Annotated in this window: 19 protein-coding genes; 12 read left to right on the top strand and 7 right to left on the bottom strand. The window is 64.1% G+C overall.

What is annotated here, in order from left to right; translation table 11 throughout:
* Nucleotides 1-266: 266 nt before the first annotated feature.
* The 4 genes from NKH30_RS33275 to NKH30_RS30040 all read right to left on the bottom strand — a co-directional run bounded on the left by NKH30_RS33275 (nucleotide 267) and on the right by NKH30_RS30040 (nucleotide 3,215).
* Nucleotides 267-896 (bottom strand): DUF982 domain-containing protein, encoded by a 630-nt coding sequence (locus NKH30_RS33275; RefSeq protein WP_502911534.1) that lies wholly within the window; start codon nucleotides 894-896, stop codon nucleotides 267-269.
* The gene (locus tag NKH30_RS30050) at nucleotides 893-1,108 is read right to left on the bottom strand and encodes a hypothetical protein (RefSeq protein ID WP_352997790.1); all 216 of its coding nucleotides are present in this window, start codon (nucleotides 1,106-1,108) and stop codon (nucleotides 893-895) included. Before NKH30_RS30050 ends, NKH30_RS33275 begins: the two co-directional genes overlap by 4 nt.
* Before the next feature lie 103 nt (nucleotides 1,109-1,211).
* Nucleotides 1,212-2,843: a chaperonin GroEL gene (gene groL, locus NKH30_RS30045; protein WP_352472117.1), complete on the bottom strand. Its 1,632-nt coding sequence runs from the start codon at nucleotides 2,841-2,843 to the stop codon at nucleotides 1,212-1,214.
* 57 nt (nucleotides 2,844-2,900) lie between these two features.
* Nucleotides 2,901-3,215 (bottom strand): co-chaperone GroES, encoded by a 315-nt coding sequence (locus tag NKH30_RS30040; RefSeq protein WP_352457303.1) that lies wholly within the window; start codon nucleotides 3,213-3,215, stop codon nucleotides 2,901-2,903.
* A 339-nt stretch (nucleotides 3,216-3,554) separates the two neighbouring features.
* On the opposite strand from NKH30_RS30040, the gene NKH30_RS30035 reads away from it, so the two are divergent.
* Entirely contained in the window at nucleotides 3,555-3,824 is a 270-nt protein-coding gene (locus tag NKH30_RS30035; protein WP_352457304.1) for an usg protein, read from the top strand.
* A 114-nt stretch (nucleotides 3,825-3,938) separates the two neighbouring features.
* Here NKH30_RS30035 and NKH30_RS30030 read toward each other — a convergent pair whose 3' ends face one another.
* Nucleotides 3,939-4,202, bottom strand: coding sequence for a DUF982 domain-containing protein (locus NKH30_RS30030; RefSeq protein ID WP_352501214.1), 264 nt, complete (start codon nucleotides 4,200-4,202; stop codon nucleotides 3,939-3,941).
* 137 nt (nucleotides 4,203-4,339) lie between these two features.
* Nucleotides 4,340-4,552, bottom strand: a complete 213-nt coding sequence (locus tag NKH30_RS30025; RefSeq protein ID WP_245274651.1) for a hypothetical protein — start codon at nucleotides 4,550-4,552, stop codon at nucleotides 4,340-4,342.
* Between the two features lie 345 nt (nucleotides 4,553-4,897).
* Here NKH30_RS30025 and NKH30_RS30020 point away from each other — a divergent pair, with 345 nt between their 5' ends.
* From NKH30_RS30020 to NKH30_RS29980, 9 genes are all read left to right on the top strand, one after another.
* Nucleotides 4,898-5,374: an Hsp20 family protein gene (locus NKH30_RS30020; protein ID WP_352453511.1), complete on the top strand. Its 477-nt coding sequence runs from the start codon at nucleotides 4,898-4,900 to the stop codon at nucleotides 5,372-5,374.
* A 29-nt stretch (nucleotides 5,375-5,403) separates the two neighbouring features.
* Nucleotides 5,404-5,925, top strand: a complete 522-nt coding sequence (locus NKH30_RS30015; RefSeq protein WP_352541166.1) for an Hsp20/alpha crystallin family protein — start codon at nucleotides 5,404-5,406, stop codon at nucleotides 5,923-5,925.
* Nucleotides 5,926-5,982: 57 nt separating this feature from the next.
* Nucleotides 5,983-6,669, top strand: a complete 687-nt coding sequence (locus NKH30_RS30010; protein WP_352997789.1) for a hypothetical protein — start codon at nucleotides 5,983-5,985, stop codon at nucleotides 6,667-6,669.
* 109 nt (nucleotides 6,670-6,778) lie between these two features.
* Nucleotides 6,779-7,381, top strand: a complete 603-nt coding sequence (locus NKH30_RS30005; RefSeq protein ID WP_352501216.1) for a CDP-alcohol phosphatidyltransferase family protein — start codon at nucleotides 6,779-6,781, stop codon at nucleotides 7,379-7,381.
* A gap of 26 nt (nucleotides 7,382-7,407) precedes the next feature.
* Complete coding sequence (locus tag NKH30_RS30000) at nucleotides 7,408-9,195, top strand: bifunctional alpha/beta hydrolase/class I SAM-dependent methyltransferase (RefSeq protein ID WP_352997787.1); 1,788 nt, start codon at nucleotides 7,408-7,410, stop codon at nucleotides 9,193-9,195.
* Nucleotides 9,196-9,197: 2 nt separating this feature from the next.
* Entirely contained in the window at nucleotides 9,198-10,541 is a 1,344-nt protein-coding gene (locus NKH30_RS29995; protein ID WP_352997786.1) for a phosphatase PAP2/dual specificity phosphatase family protein, read from the top strand.
* The gene (locus tag NKH30_RS29990) at nucleotides 10,538-10,966 is read left to right on the top strand and encodes a hypothetical protein (RefSeq protein ID WP_352501219.1); all 429 of its coding nucleotides are present in this window, start codon (nucleotides 10,538-10,540) and stop codon (nucleotides 10,964-10,966) included. Before NKH30_RS29995 ends, NKH30_RS29990 begins: the two co-directional genes overlap by 4 nt.
* A gap of 8 nt (nucleotides 10,967-10,974) precedes the next feature.
* Nucleotides 10,975-11,637, top strand: a complete 663-nt coding sequence (locus NKH30_RS29985) for a lysophospholipid acyltransferase family protein (RefSeq protein WP_352775642.1) — start codon at nucleotides 10,975-10,977, stop codon at nucleotides 11,635-11,637.
* A gap of 22 nt (nucleotides 11,638-11,659) precedes the next feature.
* Nucleotides 11,660-12,595 (top strand): phosphatidate cytidylyltransferase, encoded by a 936-nt coding sequence (locus tag NKH30_RS29980; protein WP_352541241.1) that lies wholly within the window; start codon nucleotides 11,660-11,662, stop codon nucleotides 12,593-12,595.
* A 124-nt stretch (nucleotides 12,596-12,719) separates the two neighbouring features.
* On the opposite strand, the gene NKH30_RS29975 is transcribed toward NKH30_RS29980, so the two are convergent.
* On the bottom strand, nucleotides 12,720-14,717 hold the full coding sequence (locus NKH30_RS29975; RefSeq protein WP_352770583.1) for an AI-2E family transporter: 1,998 nt from the start codon (nucleotides 14,715-14,717) through the stop codon (nucleotides 12,720-12,722).
* A gap of 260 nt (nucleotides 14,718-14,977) precedes the next feature.
* Between NKH30_RS29975 and NKH30_RS29970 the strand changes: the two genes are divergently transcribed.
* Both NKH30_RS29970 and NKH30_RS29965 read left to right on the top strand, forming a co-directional pair.
* A complete protein-coding gene (locus NKH30_RS29970) occupies nucleotides 14,978-15,265 on the top strand; it encodes a hypothetical protein (protein ID WP_352501220.1) in 288 nt (95 codons plus the stop codon).
* A gap of 332 nt (nucleotides 15,266-15,597) precedes the next feature.
* A complete protein-coding gene (locus NKH30_RS29965) occupies nucleotides 15,598-15,819 on the top strand; it encodes an alkylphosphonate utilization protein (protein ID WP_023675660.1) in 222 nt (73 codons plus the stop codon).
* Nucleotides 15,820-15,939: the final 120 nt, after the last annotated feature.

Here is a 15,939-nt window from a genome sequence, read left to right as displayed (position 1 = left end):
GCCGCCGATGCTGCCAAAGTTCCCATCAGCCATCGCATCAAGAAATGCGCCTGGAACGACGACTATCTCATCAATGCCATCACTCATATGCGATAGCCCTGCCTCGAGGGGGGAGATGGCCGGCAGGCCAGAGGGGATAGCCGCGCGTGAGGCGCCAACTTTCTCTTTCGTCCAACATGGCGTCGCGCCAGGACGTACCGACCCCCTCTGTCGCCTTCGGCGACATCTCCCCCTCAAGGGGGGAGATTGGCGACTTCTCCAACCGCTCAGGCTGGGGCGTTGACGCGCTGTGCGCGCGTTGCCCAATCGGCAACCGTCGCGCCAGCAACGCTCTCGCCGGCAACCATCCCGTTCGTCTGCGGCGCAAGCAGGTCGTTGCGGCGGGCGAAGGCAACGAAGGTGGCGCGCGCCGTCTCGGCGTCGATCTCTCCTTCCAGTGCTGCACGGCACGCTTTTGCGGCGATGTCATGCGCGGCCGTCCGGCTCGTTGCCGGCCACTCAGCCAAAAGTGCATAAGCCTCAGCCGCGCTTTCTATCTTCGTCGGCGTACCGAGGCCGGCGAGGATGGTAACCGGCTTGTCGAACGAAGCACGATCCATGAAACTCTCCTTTCCTGGCTCAATCGGCTCCTTGCGGAACTCAACCGCGCGGGCGCTTCGATCCGCCTGCAGGACGGCGTCGATCGGTGAATGCAATACGGCTTGCATGCCCGGCCGCGGCAGCAGCCGATGCCCCTTGACCAGCGCCTCGAGCCAGGCCGCCACGCCCAGCGGCGGATGTTCGCGCCCGTAGAGCCACGCCTTTGCCTTGGCGAGCGGGTAACCCGCCTCTTCGGCGAAATCGGTTTCCGACCAACGCAGCAGGCGCAGGCATTCGCGCATCCGCGCCGCGATCATTTGCGCTCCTCCGTGCCGGCCCCCACGCGTTGAGCCGACAGAAACATCAGCGTGTAGGCCGCCTTGCCGCGGTCCCAGCCGGCCGACTCGGCCATATCCAACAAGCCGTCGACCAAAGGCGCCAGCGCCGCCCTGCAGTCGGTTTCATAGTTGAAATCGTTTTTCGGGCGGGTCGGCGCCGCGATCTTTCCAAAACTGTCCATCATATCCATGGCAACACCTGCTCAGCATTAGTTCCGGACCGGCAAGACCGTGCCCGCTTTTGGCGGGCACGGTCCATCTGCCGTTTCGAAGTCGCGCTTTGGAAGCCTGGCCTTAGAAGTCCATGCCGCCACCGCCGGGCATGGCCGGTGCGGCAGCTTCCTTCTTCGGCTTCTCGGCCACCATCGCCTCGGTCGTCACCAGCAGGCCGGCAACAGAGGCGGCACCCTGGAGAGCGGTGCGCACGACCTTGGCCGGGTCGATGACGCCTTGACTGTAGAGGTCGCCGAACTCGTTGGTCTGCGCGTTCCAGCCATAGCCGAACTCGCCCGTCTCGCGCAGCTTGCCGACGATGATCGAACCTTCGGCGCCGGCATTCTCGGCGATCTGGCGCACCGGCGCTTCGATGGCGCGACGCACGATGTCGACACCGGTCTTCTGATCGGGATTGTCGACGACGACATTATCGAGCGCCTTCGCCGCTCTCAGCAGCGCCACGCCGCCGCCGGGCAGGATGCCCTCCTCAACCGCCGCGCGTGTGGCGTGCATGGCGTCGTCGACGCGATCCTTGCGCTCCTTGACCTCGATCTCGGTCGAGCCGCCGACACGGATGACGGCGACGCCGCCGGCGAGCTTGGCCAACCGCTCCTGCAGCTTTTCGCGGTCGTAGTCGGAGGTGGTTTCCTCGATCTGCGCCTTGATCTGGCTGATGCGCGCATGGATTTCATCCTTGCGGCCGGCGCCGTCGACGATGGTGGTGTTCTCCTTCTCGATCAGCACCTTCTTGGCGCGGCCGAGCATCTCCAGTGTGACGTTCTCGAGCTTGATGCCGAGGTCCTCCGAGATCGCCGTGCCGCCGGTCAGGATGGCGATATCCTCCAGCATGGCCTTGCGGCGATCGCCGAAGCCCGGTGCCTTGACGGCCGCGACCTTCAGGCCGCCGCGCAGCTTGTTGACGACCAGCGTCGCCAGCGCCTCGCCCTCGACGTCCTCGGCGATGATCAACAGCGGCTTGCCGGATTGCACGGCGGCTTCGAGCACAGGAAGCATGGCCTGCAGGTTGGACAGCTTCTTCTCGTGGATCAGCACATAGGGTTCTTCGAGTTCGACGCGCATCTTATCCTGATTGGTGATGAAATAGGGCGAGAGGTACCCACGGTCGAACTGCATGCCTTCGACCACTTCCAACTCGGTCTCAGCGGTCTTCGCTTCCTCGACAGTGATGACACCCTCATTGCCAACCTTTTCCATCGCCTCTGCGAGGAAGCGGCCGATCTCGGCATCGCCATTGGCAGAGATGGCGCCGACCTGAGCGATTTCGTCATTCCTGGTCACCTTGCGGGCATTGGATTTCAGGTCGGCGACCACGGCGTCGACCGCCTTGTCGATGCCGCGCTTCAAATCCATCGGGTTCATGCCGGCAGCGACCGCCTTGGCCCCTTCCCTGACAATGGCCTGAGCAAGAATCGTCGCGGTCGTGGTGCCATCGCCTGCGGTGTCGCTGGTCTTCGAAGCAACTTCGCGGACCATCTGAGCGCCCATGTTCTCGAACTTGTCCTCGAGCTCGATCTCTTTTGCCACCGTCACGCCGTCCTTGGTGATGCGCGGCGCGCCGAACGATTTGTCGAAGACAACGTTGCGGCCCTTGGGACCGAGCGTCACCTTCACCGCATTGGCAAGCATATCGACACCGCGTAACATCTTCTCGCGGGCTTCGGTATGAAATTTCACATCTTTGGCAGCCATTGGAACACTCCTCGATAGGCAGCTTTTCGTTGACTGGAATGCTTGTTCAGGCCCCGCTCAGGCAGCCTTCTTCATTTCGCCCGTGGCTTCGATCACGCCCAGCACGTCGCTCTCTTTCATGATGAGCAGATCCTCGCCATTGAGCTTGATCTCGGTGCCGGACCATTTGCCGAACAAAATGCGGTCGCCGACCTTGACGTCGAGCGGCTGCAATTGGCCGCTGTCGTCGCGCGCGCCCGGACCGGCGGCAATGACCTCGCCCTCCTGCGGCTTCTCCTTGGCGGTGTCGGGGATGATGATGCCGCCCGCGGTCTTTTCGTCGACCTCGATGCGGCGGACCAGGATGCGGTCATGCAATGGACGGAACGCCATGTCGTTCTCCTCTCGGGACAAGCAGATCTTCGAACATCCTCCTGACCGGACCGGCAATATCGGCCCGGCACGGGGTGCGCGATCTCTTCATCAGGCATCGCGCGCATACGAACTAGTCGCGCTTTTTTCAGCTTTCAAGAGGATCATGCAAAAATTTTAGCACTCGACGCCTGAGAGTGCCAATACGCTGTAATTGTTCGCACATTCGCCGTTTCCGGCGCGATGACCCGGCCGGATTTCCAAATCTGTCCGTCTCCTGAGCCGCTTGCCGGCGGCTGGAACCTATGTGGAAGGCGAGGCGTTTTGCAGACCGAGGTTCATTGGGAAAGGAAGGATTGCATGACCAGCAGGGACTTTCAGCTCCAGATGCAAGGGTTTGGCCTCACCACGGCGGAGATCCACTACCGTCTGCCCGATCATCGAAGCCTGCTTCAGCTCTATATCTGGCAGGAATACGATATCGCCCCTGATTTCCCGACGCTGAAGCATTTCCTCGATTTCTGGGAGCGCGAGATCGAAGGCCCGCTACATTCGGTGCGCGTGGCTCATCACCGTCTGATCCAACCGTCCGAATGGCGGGCCGTAAACGGCATTATCACCGTCCACTGAGGAGCAAGCCGATCTGCCGCCAGACAGCAAACAAAGTGCCTCCGAAGCGGGGGAAAGAGGTAGCTGACTCTCCCCCACTTGTTTTGGATCTCACAATATCGGAGGGCGTCCGGACTAGCCGGCGTGGTCGACAGGCTTGCGGGCGAGCAATCCAGCCTTGCGCGCCGCCCTGACGAAGGCCTTGCGCGCATCACGCGCGGTGCGCCAGCCGTCGAGCGCGTCGCGGCAGGTCCGATAGGCGGCGCGCCAGCTCCGGCCGCGTGCACGGTCCGGCCACTGCTGGCGCATGCATTCGATGGCTTCCCAACTGCTGGCGACCTTGCGCTCGCTCGATTGGAATTTCAACGTGATCGGCTCGGCGAAGCGGACGTCGTCCATCACTTCCTCCTTGTTTTCTGATCGTCTTCTTGTTTGAGCAAGCAACGTTATGCTGGCGGCACCGGCGGCCGGCCGGCGCCGCTGAAGGACATGGTTCGTCCCTTTGCGCGGTTCAAGAGCATCGCGGCAACAGCCGGTTATTCCTCCTCGTCCGGCCCTTGCAGCAGTTCGATCAGCGTCGCTACCCTTGCCGTCGGCAGCGGTCGGCCCTCGTTCACCAGCGCCTCGTCGGCGGCGATCCAGGCCAGGGCCTCGCGCAATTCCTGGACCGTCCCGTCCGTCGCCGCAATGTCGGCGATCACGGCTTCGTCGACCGGGCCCAGCACAGAAATGATCTCGTCGCGTGTCATGGTCAGCTCCATCTGCGAGTGCCGGGAACGGGCCCGGCAACACAAGAAATCTGGGTCTTGACCTGCTGCAGACAATAACCGGCCGGGGAAGTCAGCGTTGGCAATTGAAACCAGACAGGCAATCTCGTGCCGGACATCTCCCCACTTGTGGCGAGATTGGCAGCCTCGCCGAACCGACCGAAAACCGGCCCGAAAAACCGGCAACGCGAGAGCCACCGGGTCTTGACTTGCGGCGGACAATAACCAGATCGAAGGCACCGGTCGCCGAAATGGGGCCGGCGGAACCAGGGAGCGCCAGCTCTTTGGCGCCCCTCGTATCTATGTTGCTCGATGGAGGATGTAGCTATGAGAACCGCATTCGACTTTTCCCCGCTCTATCGGTCGAGCATCGGCTTCGACCGCGTCTTCAACCTGCTGGAAAATGCTCCGCAGGCCTTCGACGCCTGGCCGCCCTATGACATCGCGCGCAGCGGCGAGAACAACTACCGCGTCACCATCGCCGTAGCCGGGTTTTCCGAGGACGACCTCGAAATCACCCATGAACCCAACCTCCTGATTGTCTCCGGCCAGCACAAGGAGCCGGACAACGCGGAGTATCTGCATCATGGCCTCGCCACACGGCCCTTTACCCGCCGTTTCGAGCTTGCCGATCACGTCAAGGTCGCAGGCGCCTCGCTCGACAACGGCCTGCTCAGCATCGATCTGGTACGTGAGGTGCCAGAGGAGATGAAGCCTCGGCGCATCGCCATCGCGACCGATGTCGCCTCGCCGAAGACCGGGCCGAAGGTCGCGCAGGGCGAAGCAAACAAGCAGGCTGCCTGAATGCACCAGTCGAGAAAGGAGACTATGCAATGGCTATTCGTGATCTCATTCCGTGGGGCCGGGAGAACAATCAGCCCCCCAGCCTGTTCCGCAACGGCGACGGCGATCCCTTCCTGACGCTGCATCGCGAAATGAACCGCCTGTTCGACGAGGCGTTCCGCGGCTTCGACACGAGGCTGCCGTCGCTCGGTGGCTTCTCCGCTGCCCGCGCCAGCTGGCCGAGTGTCGAAATCTCCGATAGCGAAAAGGAGATCCGCGTCACCGCCGAGATCCCCGGCATGGACGAGAAAGACGTCGAGTTGCTGCTCGATGACGGTGTGCTGACGCTGCGCGGCGAGAAGCGCGAAGAGACCGAGGACAAGGACAGGCAGTTCTCCGAACGCTTCTATGGCCGTTTCGAGCGGCGTATCCCGCTCGGCTACGAAGTCGACGAAGACAAGGTGAACGCCGCGTTCCGGAACGGTGTGCTCAGCGTGACGCTGCCCAAGACGGAGCGCGCCCAGGCAAAGGCCAAGCGTATCGCCATCACCGGCGGCGACGGCAAGTCCTGACGGCTCGTAGGACGACGCCCCTTCTGCCTGCCGGTTCCGGCGGGCAGAAGCGGGCAAATGTCGATGACCCGTTCTCCCGACGCTCCGGTTCCGCCTGACCAGGCGCAGCACGCCCTGCAGTGCCTGACGACCGAGCATTTCGTGCTGCAAAACGCTCGCGCCGCGACCATTCAGGAAGCGAACCAGAGAGCCGATCTGTTCCTGACCTCGGTCTCAAGCGCAACGATTGCCTTGTCCTTCGTCGCGCAGGTCACGGAGATGGGCAGGCCGTTCGTGTTGTTCAGCCTGATCTTGCTGCCTTGCCTTTTCTTCATCGGACTGGTCACCTTTGTGCGCGCGGTGCAGGTTGCCATCGAGGACATGGTGCATGCCCGCGGCATGGCCAGGATCCGCCACTATTTCGTCGAACTGGCGCCGGTCCTGCAAAGATACCTCGTCAATTCCACGCATGACGACCCCTCGGCGGTGCTGGTCGACAAGGGCCTCAGACCCTCGCCGCTGCAATATTTCATGACCACCGCGGGGATGGTGGGCACGATCAACGGCGCCATTGCCGGCGTCTTCACCGGCATCGTTGTTAAGTCCGCTTTCGGCGGGGGCATGTCGCCCGGCGTGATTTGCGGGCTGGCGGTCTTCGCGACATGCATTCTCATCCTGCGGCGCTATCATAGTCGCGCCTGGGCGGCGGCCGAAGAAAGCTTGCCCGCACGGTTCCCGGGCGACAGTGGCGACAGCGAAAGCTAGCGCCGACGCAACCGGATGTCGAAAAGTGGCAGGGCGCCGCCCTTGCGTCTTGCGCGGCAATTGACCATCCTCGCCAACATCATTTGCACCGCGGCCGGGGGGTTCGCATATGCCGACGCTTTATGCGCTGAAACCGGCCTTCCAGGCCAGGCTGCGGCCGCTTGCCGATGGCCTGGCCAGGGCCGGCGTCACCGCCAACCAGATCACACTGCTGGCCGCTGCCCTCTCGCTCGCCGCCGGCCTTGCGGTGGCAGTCCTTGCAGGCCATCGCGCGGTCTTTCTGCTGATGCCGCTCGTGCTGTTTACGCGAATGGCGCTGAATGCCATCGACGGCATGCTCGCAAGGGAACATGGCCAGGCCTCGAAGCTCGGCATGTATCTCAACGAGCTCTGCGATATGATCTCCGACCTCGCTTTGATCCTGGCATTTGCCGTCATTTTTCCCGCCTGGGGTGTCGTTGCATTTGCGATCGCGGCTATGATCACTGAGTTCGCCGGCGTGCTCGGCATCGCCGCCGGAACCGGGCGCAACTATGCCGGCCCGTTCGGCAAAAGCGACCGGGCGCTGGCGCTCGGCATCCTCGCCGTGCTTATCGCGTCCGGCCTGTGGGTCCCGGCGCTCACGCCGCTGGTGTTTCCGGCCATGGCTACACTCTCGCTGGCGACCGCCATCAACCGGATACGCAGCGGCCTTAACGGGAGCGGCAGCTGAATTCCGGTCTCGCCAGGGAGAACAACATGCTTCACCAACAGACGGTTGCCGCGGTGGCTCCAGCCAATATCGAGCGGGTGGCGCAGGAGCGCAGCTTCAAGAGCCATGACGGCACCGAGATCTTCTACCGCTATTGGCCGGCGCTGTCGGAAAACCGCAAGGGCGCCATCCTGCTGTTCCATCGCGGCCACGAGCATGGCGGCCGCATGGCGCATCTGGTCGACGAGCTCCAGATGCCCGATCACGCCTTCTATGCCTGGGACGCGCGCGGCAATGGCCGCTCCGCCGGCGAACGCGGCTATGCGCCGTCGTTTGCCGCGCTGGTGCGCGACATCGATTGCTTCGTGCGCGAGATCGGCAGCGACGGCTTTGCCCGGCGCGACATCGCGCTGATCGCGCAATCCTTCGGCGCCGTGCTTGCCGCCGCCTGGGTGCATGACTATGCGCCTGACATTCGCGCCCTGGTGCTGGCCTCGCCGGCCTTCTCGGTCAAGCTCTACGTACCCTTCGCCAAGCAGGGCATTGCGTTGTGGCAGAAGCTGAAGGGCCGCTTCTTCGTCAATTCCTACGTCAAGGCGAAATTCCTGACGCATGACCCCGAGCGCATCGCCTCCTTCGACGCCGACCCGCTGATCACCCGGCCGATCGCCTCCAACATCCTGGTCGAGCTCTACGATCATGCCGCGCGCATCGTCGCCGACGCCCGCGCCATCACCGTGCCGACACAGCTTCTGATCTCCGGCAGCGACTGGGTGGTGCGGCATGGACCGCAGCACGAATTCTTCGTCAATCTGGCGAGCCCGGCCAAGGAGCGGCACGTGCTGCCCGGCTTCTTCCACGACACGCTGGGCGAGCGCGACCGCCACAAGGCACTCGACCTGATCAGGCCCTTCCTCGAAAAGCAGTTCGCGGCGCCGGAAGAGCCGGTCGACCTGACCGGGGCCGACCGTGCCGGCTACACACGCGACGAGGCCGACCGGCTGGCCTCGCCGCTGCCGCTGCTGTCTCCCAGGGGGCTCTACTGGGCAATGAGCCGCGCCTCGATCCGCATGGGCGCCTGGCTGTCGTCCGGCATGAAGACGGGGATTGCCACCGGCTTCGATTCCGGCTCGACGCTCGACTATGTCTATGAGAACGAGGCGCGCGGCATCAGCCCCATTGGCCGCATGATCGACCGCACCTTTCTCGATGCCATCGGCTGGCGCGGCATCCGCCAGCGCAAGCTGCATCTGGAGGAGCTGATCGGCAGCGCAGTTGAGACGCTGAAGGCCGCCGGCCGGCCGGTCCATATCGTCGATATCGCCGCCGGCCATGGCCGCTACGTGCTCGATGCCGTGCAGAAAGGCGCGGCGCCGCCGGCAAGCGTGCGGCTGCAGGATTTCTCCGAGCTCAACGTCTCGCTCGGCCGCAAGCTGATCGCCGAGCGCCAGCTGCCGGCGACCGTCTCGTTCCATCGAGGTGACGCCTTCGACGCCACGCTGCTGGCCGGGCTCGACCCGGCGCCGGATCTCGCCATCGTCTCGGGGCTCTACGAATTGTTTTCCGACAATGCCATGATCGCCCGCTCGCTCGGTGGACTGGCCAGCGCCATGCAGCCCGGAAGCCTGCTGGTCTACACCAACCAGCCTTGGCATCCGCAGCTCGAGATGATCGCGCGCAGCCTGACCTCGCACCGCGGCGGCCAGGCCTGGGTGATGCGCCGCCGCACGCAGGCCGAGATGGACCAGCTGGTGGCGGCCGCCGGCTTCGAGAAGCTCGACCAGCGCATCGACCAGTGGGGCATCTTCACCGTTTCGGTCGCGCGGCGCGTCTGAGCATGGATCTGCCTGCCTGTGCCTCACCTCGCGATGCCCCTGCCCTTCCGGCCTTGCCGCGCGAGCCGTATCCCGGGATCGTCCTGCGCGCCGCATTGTGGCTGGCATTTGTGGCGCCGTTCTTCTACGCCACCTACGGCTTCGCCAATTGGCTGGCGTCGCGGCGCGACGACGTCGGCAGCATCGTCTTTGGCTGGGAGCATGGCATCCCGTTCCTTGCCTGGACGATCGTGCCCTACTGGTCGATCAACCTGTTCTACGGCTTGTCGCTGCTGTTGAACAATTCGAAGAGCGGCGTCGACCGCCTCGCCGGCCGCTATCTGACGGCACAGATCGTCGCCGTCGCCTGCTTCATCCTGTTCCCGCTGACTGCCACGTTCGTGCGCCCGCAGACGAGCGGCCTGCCCGGCTTCATGTTCGCCGTGCTCGGCGGCTTCGACAAACCCTTCAACCAGGCGCCGTCGCTGCATATCGCGCTGCTGGTCATCATCTGGGACCATTGGCGTCACAGATTGACCGGCATCGCCGGCGTCGCCTGGCATGTCTGGTGTTTCCTGATCGGCGCCTCGGTGCTGACGACGTGGCAGCACCATTTCATCGACATACCGACCGGCGCGCTGCTCGGTCTTTTCGCGCTGTGGCTGTTTCCGCGCGACGGCGCCTTGCCTTTCGCCGGCTTCCGCCTGACCGCGGACCCGAAAGCGCGGCTTCTGGCGCTGTTCTATGCGCTTGGCGCAGCCTTTGCGCTGGCCGGTGCTGCCGCCGGCGCATTGGTCTCGGCGCTGTGGCTCATCCTGTTGTGGCCGGCACTGGCGCTGGCCATAGTCGCTTTCGCCTATGCCGGCGCCGGCGCCAAGGTGTTCCAGAAAACAGCCGATGGCCGCGTGTCGCTGGCCAGCCGTCTTCTGCTGTGGCCCTACCGGGTTGCCGCCAAGGTCAATGTGTGGGCATGGACGCGAAAGCTCCCGGCGCAGATCGTCATCGCCGACGGTGTTTCCCTTGGCCGTTTTCCGACCGCCGCCGAGGCCGACGCCTTCGGCACGGTGATCGACCTTGCCGGCGAATTGGAACGGCCGCGTGGCGCCTCGATCCGATGGTTGAGCCTGCCCATGGTCGACCTTTTGCCGCCGTCTCGCGAGGCGCGTGCGCAAGCGGTGGCGGCGATCGAGACGGCGCGGGGCCAGGGCACGGTGCTGGTCTGCTGTGCGCTCGGCTTCCAGCGCAGCGCCGCCGTCGTCGCCGAATGGCTGGTCGCCAGTGGCCGGGCCGCCACGCCGGATCAGGCGCGAGGCCAGCTCGCCGCCGCGGGCCGACCTGTGCATCTTGGCATGGACGCGGCGACATGACCGCCTTTCGAGATAAGGCCGAGACGTTCGCCGCCGGACTGATGGTGCAGGTGGCGTGGCCGCTGCTGTTGATTGCTGCTGCCTTGCTGGCGGCGCCGGTCATCGGCCTGGCGACGGCGCCGCAAACATCGTCGCTGTCCGCGGCGGCCTGGCTGATCGCCGCCGCGGGTGCCATAGCCACAATCATTCTCTCGGCCCTGCTTTTGTTCGACGCGCTGCTGTTCCGGCTGATGGCCAGCCACGCCAGCGAAGCAGGCGGCGCTGCGGCGATCGACGACGTGCTGGCGCGCATGCGGCTGAAACCCACGGCGGCCGGTGGCCGCTCGCTCGACCAGCGGATGGCCGGCACGCGCCGTCTGCTCGCCAAGCAGCGTATCGCCTTCAGCCTGTTCGCGGCGGCCTCGGTCGTCGCGGCATTCTTTTGAGCCCGTCCATGACAAAGCTTCGCGTCAGCACCTATACCCTGCTGCAGACGGTGACCTCGGTCGGCCTGTCGGCACTGGCCTGGGTGGTCACCGGCGTGCGGCCGATCTGGAACGGCAGCCAGCCATCGGACCGGCAGCGCATCTACTTCGCCAACCATGCCAGCCACGGCGATTTCATCCTGCTGTCGGCCTGCCTCAGCGAGAAGGAACGCGCCCGTACCCATGCGGTGGCGGCCGCCGATTATTGGAGCAAGTCGCGGCTGCGCCGTTTCATTGCCGAGGACATGCTGTCTTCCGTGCTGATCCACCGGCAGTGGACGGATGAAACGCAGCACCCGATCTCGATCATGCTGTCGGTGCTCGACCAGGGCCATTCGCTGATCCTGTTTCCCGAAGGCACGCGCAACATGACCGACGAACCGCTGCTGCCGTTCCGCTCCGGCCTCTACAATCTGTCGATGGCGCGGCCCGATGTCGAGCTGATCCCGTGCTGGATCGAGAACATGTCGCGGGTGCTGCCCAAGGGCCAATTCGTGCCGGTGCCGCTGCTTTGCCGCGTCGTCTTCGGCGCCCCGATCGCCATTCAACCGGGTGAGGAACGCCGCGCCTTTCTCGACCGCGCCCGCGAAACGCTGCTGGCGCTGAACCCCCGGCCGCAGCGAGACGATTGAGGACCAAGGCAAAATGCTGCCGATGATGCACGAAACCCTCATTCTGATTGTCGGCCTGCTGGCGGTGCTGATCAGCGCCAGCGTCGTCGCCGGCGTCTTGTCATGGCGCGCGCCAAAGCCGTTGTCGCCGACGCTGGTCAACCTCACCCAGCGCATCAATGCCTGGTGGGTGATGGTGGTGGCGATCACCGTCGCCTTCTTCTTCGGCCGCCCCGGCATGACCATCCTGTTCGCGCTGATTTCGTTCGCCGCGCTGCGCGAATTCGTGACGCTGACGCACAGCCGCCGCAGCGACCACTGGGTGCTGCTCGGCATGTTCGGCATCGTCATCCCGTTCCAGTACTGGCTGGTGTGGACCGCCTGGTATGGCCTGTTCACCATCTTTATCCCGGTCTACTGCTTCCTGCTGATGCCGGCGATCACCGCGCTGCACGGCGACACCGAACGCTTTCTCGAGCGCGTCTCGGCGCAGCAATGGGCGGTGATGATTTCGGTCTACTGCGTCAGCCACGTGCCGGCGCTGCTGACGCTCGAGGTGCCAGGCTTCGAAGGCCGCAACCTGTTGCTGATCGCTTTCCTGATCATCACCGTGCAAGGCAGCGACGTGCTGCAATATATTTTCGGCAAGCTGTTCGGCCGGCATCTCCTGGCGCCGACGGTCTCGCCGTCGAAGACCTGGGAGGGGCTGGTCGGCGGGCTGGCGGCGTCGAGCCTGCTCGGCGCGCTGCTGTCGTTCCTGACGCCGTTCTCGCCGCTGCAGGCAGCCGGCGTCGCCTTCATCGCCTGCCTGATGGGCTTCCTTGGCGGGCTGGTCGCCTCCGCCATCAAGCGCGATCAGGGCGTAAAGGACTGGGGCCATCTGATCGAAGGCCATGGCGGCATGATGGACCGTGCCGACAGCCTGGTCTTCGCCGCCCCGGTCTTCTTCCATACCGTGCGCTATTTCTGGACTATATGATGGTTGGCGCCGTTTGCCGTGGCGGACGGTTCAGGGCGACCTTGCGAAGATAACCTGATCCGTTTCGTTATTACCACTTTCGCGAAAGCGGTAATAACCCGACCTGCCGCAGTCTTCGCCGCACTCATTTTGCCGCGGCGAGCGGCTCTTTCTTGCGCGCCGGCGTCAGGCGGCGCATGCGGCGTTTGGCGGTGGTCTTCAGCGCCACCGGCGGAGCGCTGGACAACGCACCGAGCACCGCGTCTACCATGCCATGTGCGACGAAATCGGCGTTGATCTCGTTGGCCAATCTGGCATCTGCCTCCTGGTTGTCGCTGTCGGCTTCCGACCACAACACGATGCCCACTCGCAACCTTGGTTTGGTGCGTTTCAGCCGACGGACCAGGAACCGCCCGTGCTTGACGGAATCCCGGTTCAAAAATCCGATGACGACACTATCGACGGCGTCGAGCTCAAGGCGGCGAATGCTCCCCGGTTCCATCTCGGCGAAGCTCGCTCTCAACACCGTAGCGCCCTGGACTTCGAGCACCTGGGCCAGCATGGCGGCCGCCGCGTCGTCGAGTTCGCCGCGCCCGCCGGCGCACAGCACCGACATGCCCGTGCCATCCGGCAGTTCGGTGTACTCCTCGCCCTGAACCTCCCCCTGAACGTGCCTGTCCTCGCGTGAGCCGTTGTCCTCGGCCGCGGCCGTGTCGTCCGCTTCCGCCTCCTCCTGCGCGCTGTCGTCGAGGTTCGCCACCATCGTCAGCGCGCTGCCCGCGACCTGCTGTCTTTGCTCGTCGCTCAGCACACCACGCACCCGGTCCTGCTCGCCGAGCAGAAGTGCGGGAATCGCGACCTTGTCGTAGAACTCGACCAGATATTCTTCGTCCAGCATCTCCTCGGCATGGTCCGTCGCTTCCTCGGGATCGCCGGCCAACAGCCGCTGGTAAAGCCGGGCGTGCGGTTCGAGCACGGGTTCGTTGCCGAACAGAACGTCGAGGAATTCGAACTGCGGCACATGGCGGCCGAGCACGACGAGGCAGACCGTGAGCGGCGTCGACAGAACCAGGCCCAGTGGCCCCCAGAGCCAGGTCCAGAATATCGCCGCAACGATGATGGCCAATGGCGACAGCCCGGTGCGCGAGCCGTAGAGCCAGGGTTCGATCACGTTGCCGGTGATCAGTTCGACCACGACGAAAAGCCCTGCGGTCCAGAGCACGAGCGACCAGCCGGGCGCCACGGCAAGCGCCAAGAACAGAGGCAACAGCGTCGCGATGACCGGGCCGATATAGGGAACGAAGCGCAGCGCCAGCGCCAGCAAACCCCACAGCAATGGATTGGGTATGCCCAGCAGCCAAAGTCCAATTGCAATCGGGACGGCATAGACGATGTTCACGACCAGTTGCATGAGCAGATAGCGGCCGACGCGCTTGCCGGCATCCTGCAGCGCCTCGGTGGTTCGATGCAGATCGCCGTAGCCGACGAGGCGTATGAAGCGATCGCGCAGGTCCTCCCGCTCGAGCAGCATGAATATGACGACCACGACGATCAGTCCGGCCGATGCCAGCGGGCTCAGCAGCGGGCCGATCAGATTCTGGAGGACCTCGAGCGGTCGTTCGCGCGCGACGATTTCGACCGGGATCGGTTCCCGCGGAGGCTGATCGGCGGCGGGTTGTACGGGCTCGGGTCTGTCGAGTTCCTGGCCGACGCGTTCGATCACCCGGCTCAATCTGGAAACGATGCCGCCGCCGACGCCGGTTTCCTTGAGCGACCGGACCTTGGTCAGGATATTCGCCTGGTAGAGCGGAATGTTCTGCGCCAGTTCACTGACCTGCGTGGCGACGATGAAGGAGAACAGCGCCAGCACGGTGAATGCGCCGAGCACACTGGCGATCACGGCCGGAAGACGCGGAATGCCGGCTCGCTTGAGTGCCGACACCATGGGCACGAGCGCAAAGGTAAGCAGCAGCGCGATTGCGATCGGCAGAAAGACCTCGCGCCCGAAATAGAGCGCCGCGACGGCCGTCACGACCGACGCTACGCTGGGCAACGATGTGCGCGGAAGCGCCCTGGCCGCGGAAACGATGCCCGCCCGCCGGGGCTCCGACAGGTGCGCGTCGTTTCGACGATTTGCCGCCACTTGATACCTCCGCTCCGCCGTCGCCATGATCGGGCATATTGAGCCGGCCTGCAACTTCGCAGCGTCTCACCCAGCTGGACGCCGATTGCCCTGGTCGGCAGCGCGGCAAATTCAGTCATGGTAGAATTTTTTGCATTAATGACGTCACGGGCAATCCTGTTCCATGTCTGCGCCAGAACGTGGAACTTTTGGGTCAAAACACCGTTCCTTCGTAGATCGCTGATGGACAACCTCAAAGCAGCAGCTCAGGAGGAATGATCATGAACTTCAAGACGCTTTGCATGGGCGCGATGGCCCTTTCGATGATGACCGGCGCAGCGCTTGCCGCCGGTGCCACTGGCACTTCGGCGCTCGACGATCCGCAGAAAATGACGCCCTTCTTCACCGACGCCGGCATGAAGACCATGAAGTCGGAAGCCGAATTCAAGGCGGCATGGATGGCCATGTCCACGAGCGACCGGGCCATGATGTTGAAGGAATGCAGCGACGCAGGCATTGCCAAGATGCATGCCGACTTCTGCAAGATGGCCAAGCAGCTCAACAAGTAACCGTCGGCTTCTTGCCAAGCGAAATGGGCCAAGCGAAAGGGCGGGCGGCCCTTTCGCGACCTTCCAGTCCGCACTCATACCGGCGGGTGCCTAGCCATTTGAAATCGCGACGCCGGCCGGAGCGGCAATGACATTATGGTCCAGGGGCACCGTCTGCTTGCAACCTGGGTTTTCCGGTCGGCCGTTCCCGCATAGTATTGGCGGACGGCCCGCTTGACGCTTGACCCCGCTTGACGCTTGACCCCGCTTGACGCTTGACCTTGTCGCCGAGCGTGGGATAGGCCGGGGACTGGCCCGACCACCTCCCACCGGAGTCCCACGAAAGACCTGCCATGACCGACGCGATCATAAGAGACAGCAATGGCACGGCGCTGCACGAGGGCGACTCCGTGACCCTGATCAAGGATCTCAAGGTCAAAGGCACGTCGGAGACGATCAAGCGCGGCACGTTGGTGAAGAATATTCGCCTCACCGGCAATCCCGGCGAGATCGAATGCAGCACCAGGCAGGTGAAGGGCCTGGTGCTGAAGACCGAGTTTTTGAAAAAGGCGTGATCGCCTCGGCACCCTTCGCTTCGCTTCCATATCAGTGGCTCTCGAATCGCTCGTGTGAGTGAACCGCCCACGCGAGGAACTGGAGGAGCCGCGCCCTCCCCCTATGTTGCACTGCGTTAG

Source organism: Mesorhizobium sp. M1273 (genome assembly GCF_040318195.1).
Lineage (GTDB): Bacteria > Pseudomonadota > Alphaproteobacteria > Rhizobiales > Rhizobiaceae > Mesorhizobium.
This window is presented reverse-complemented; position numbering and strand designations above follow the sequence as displayed.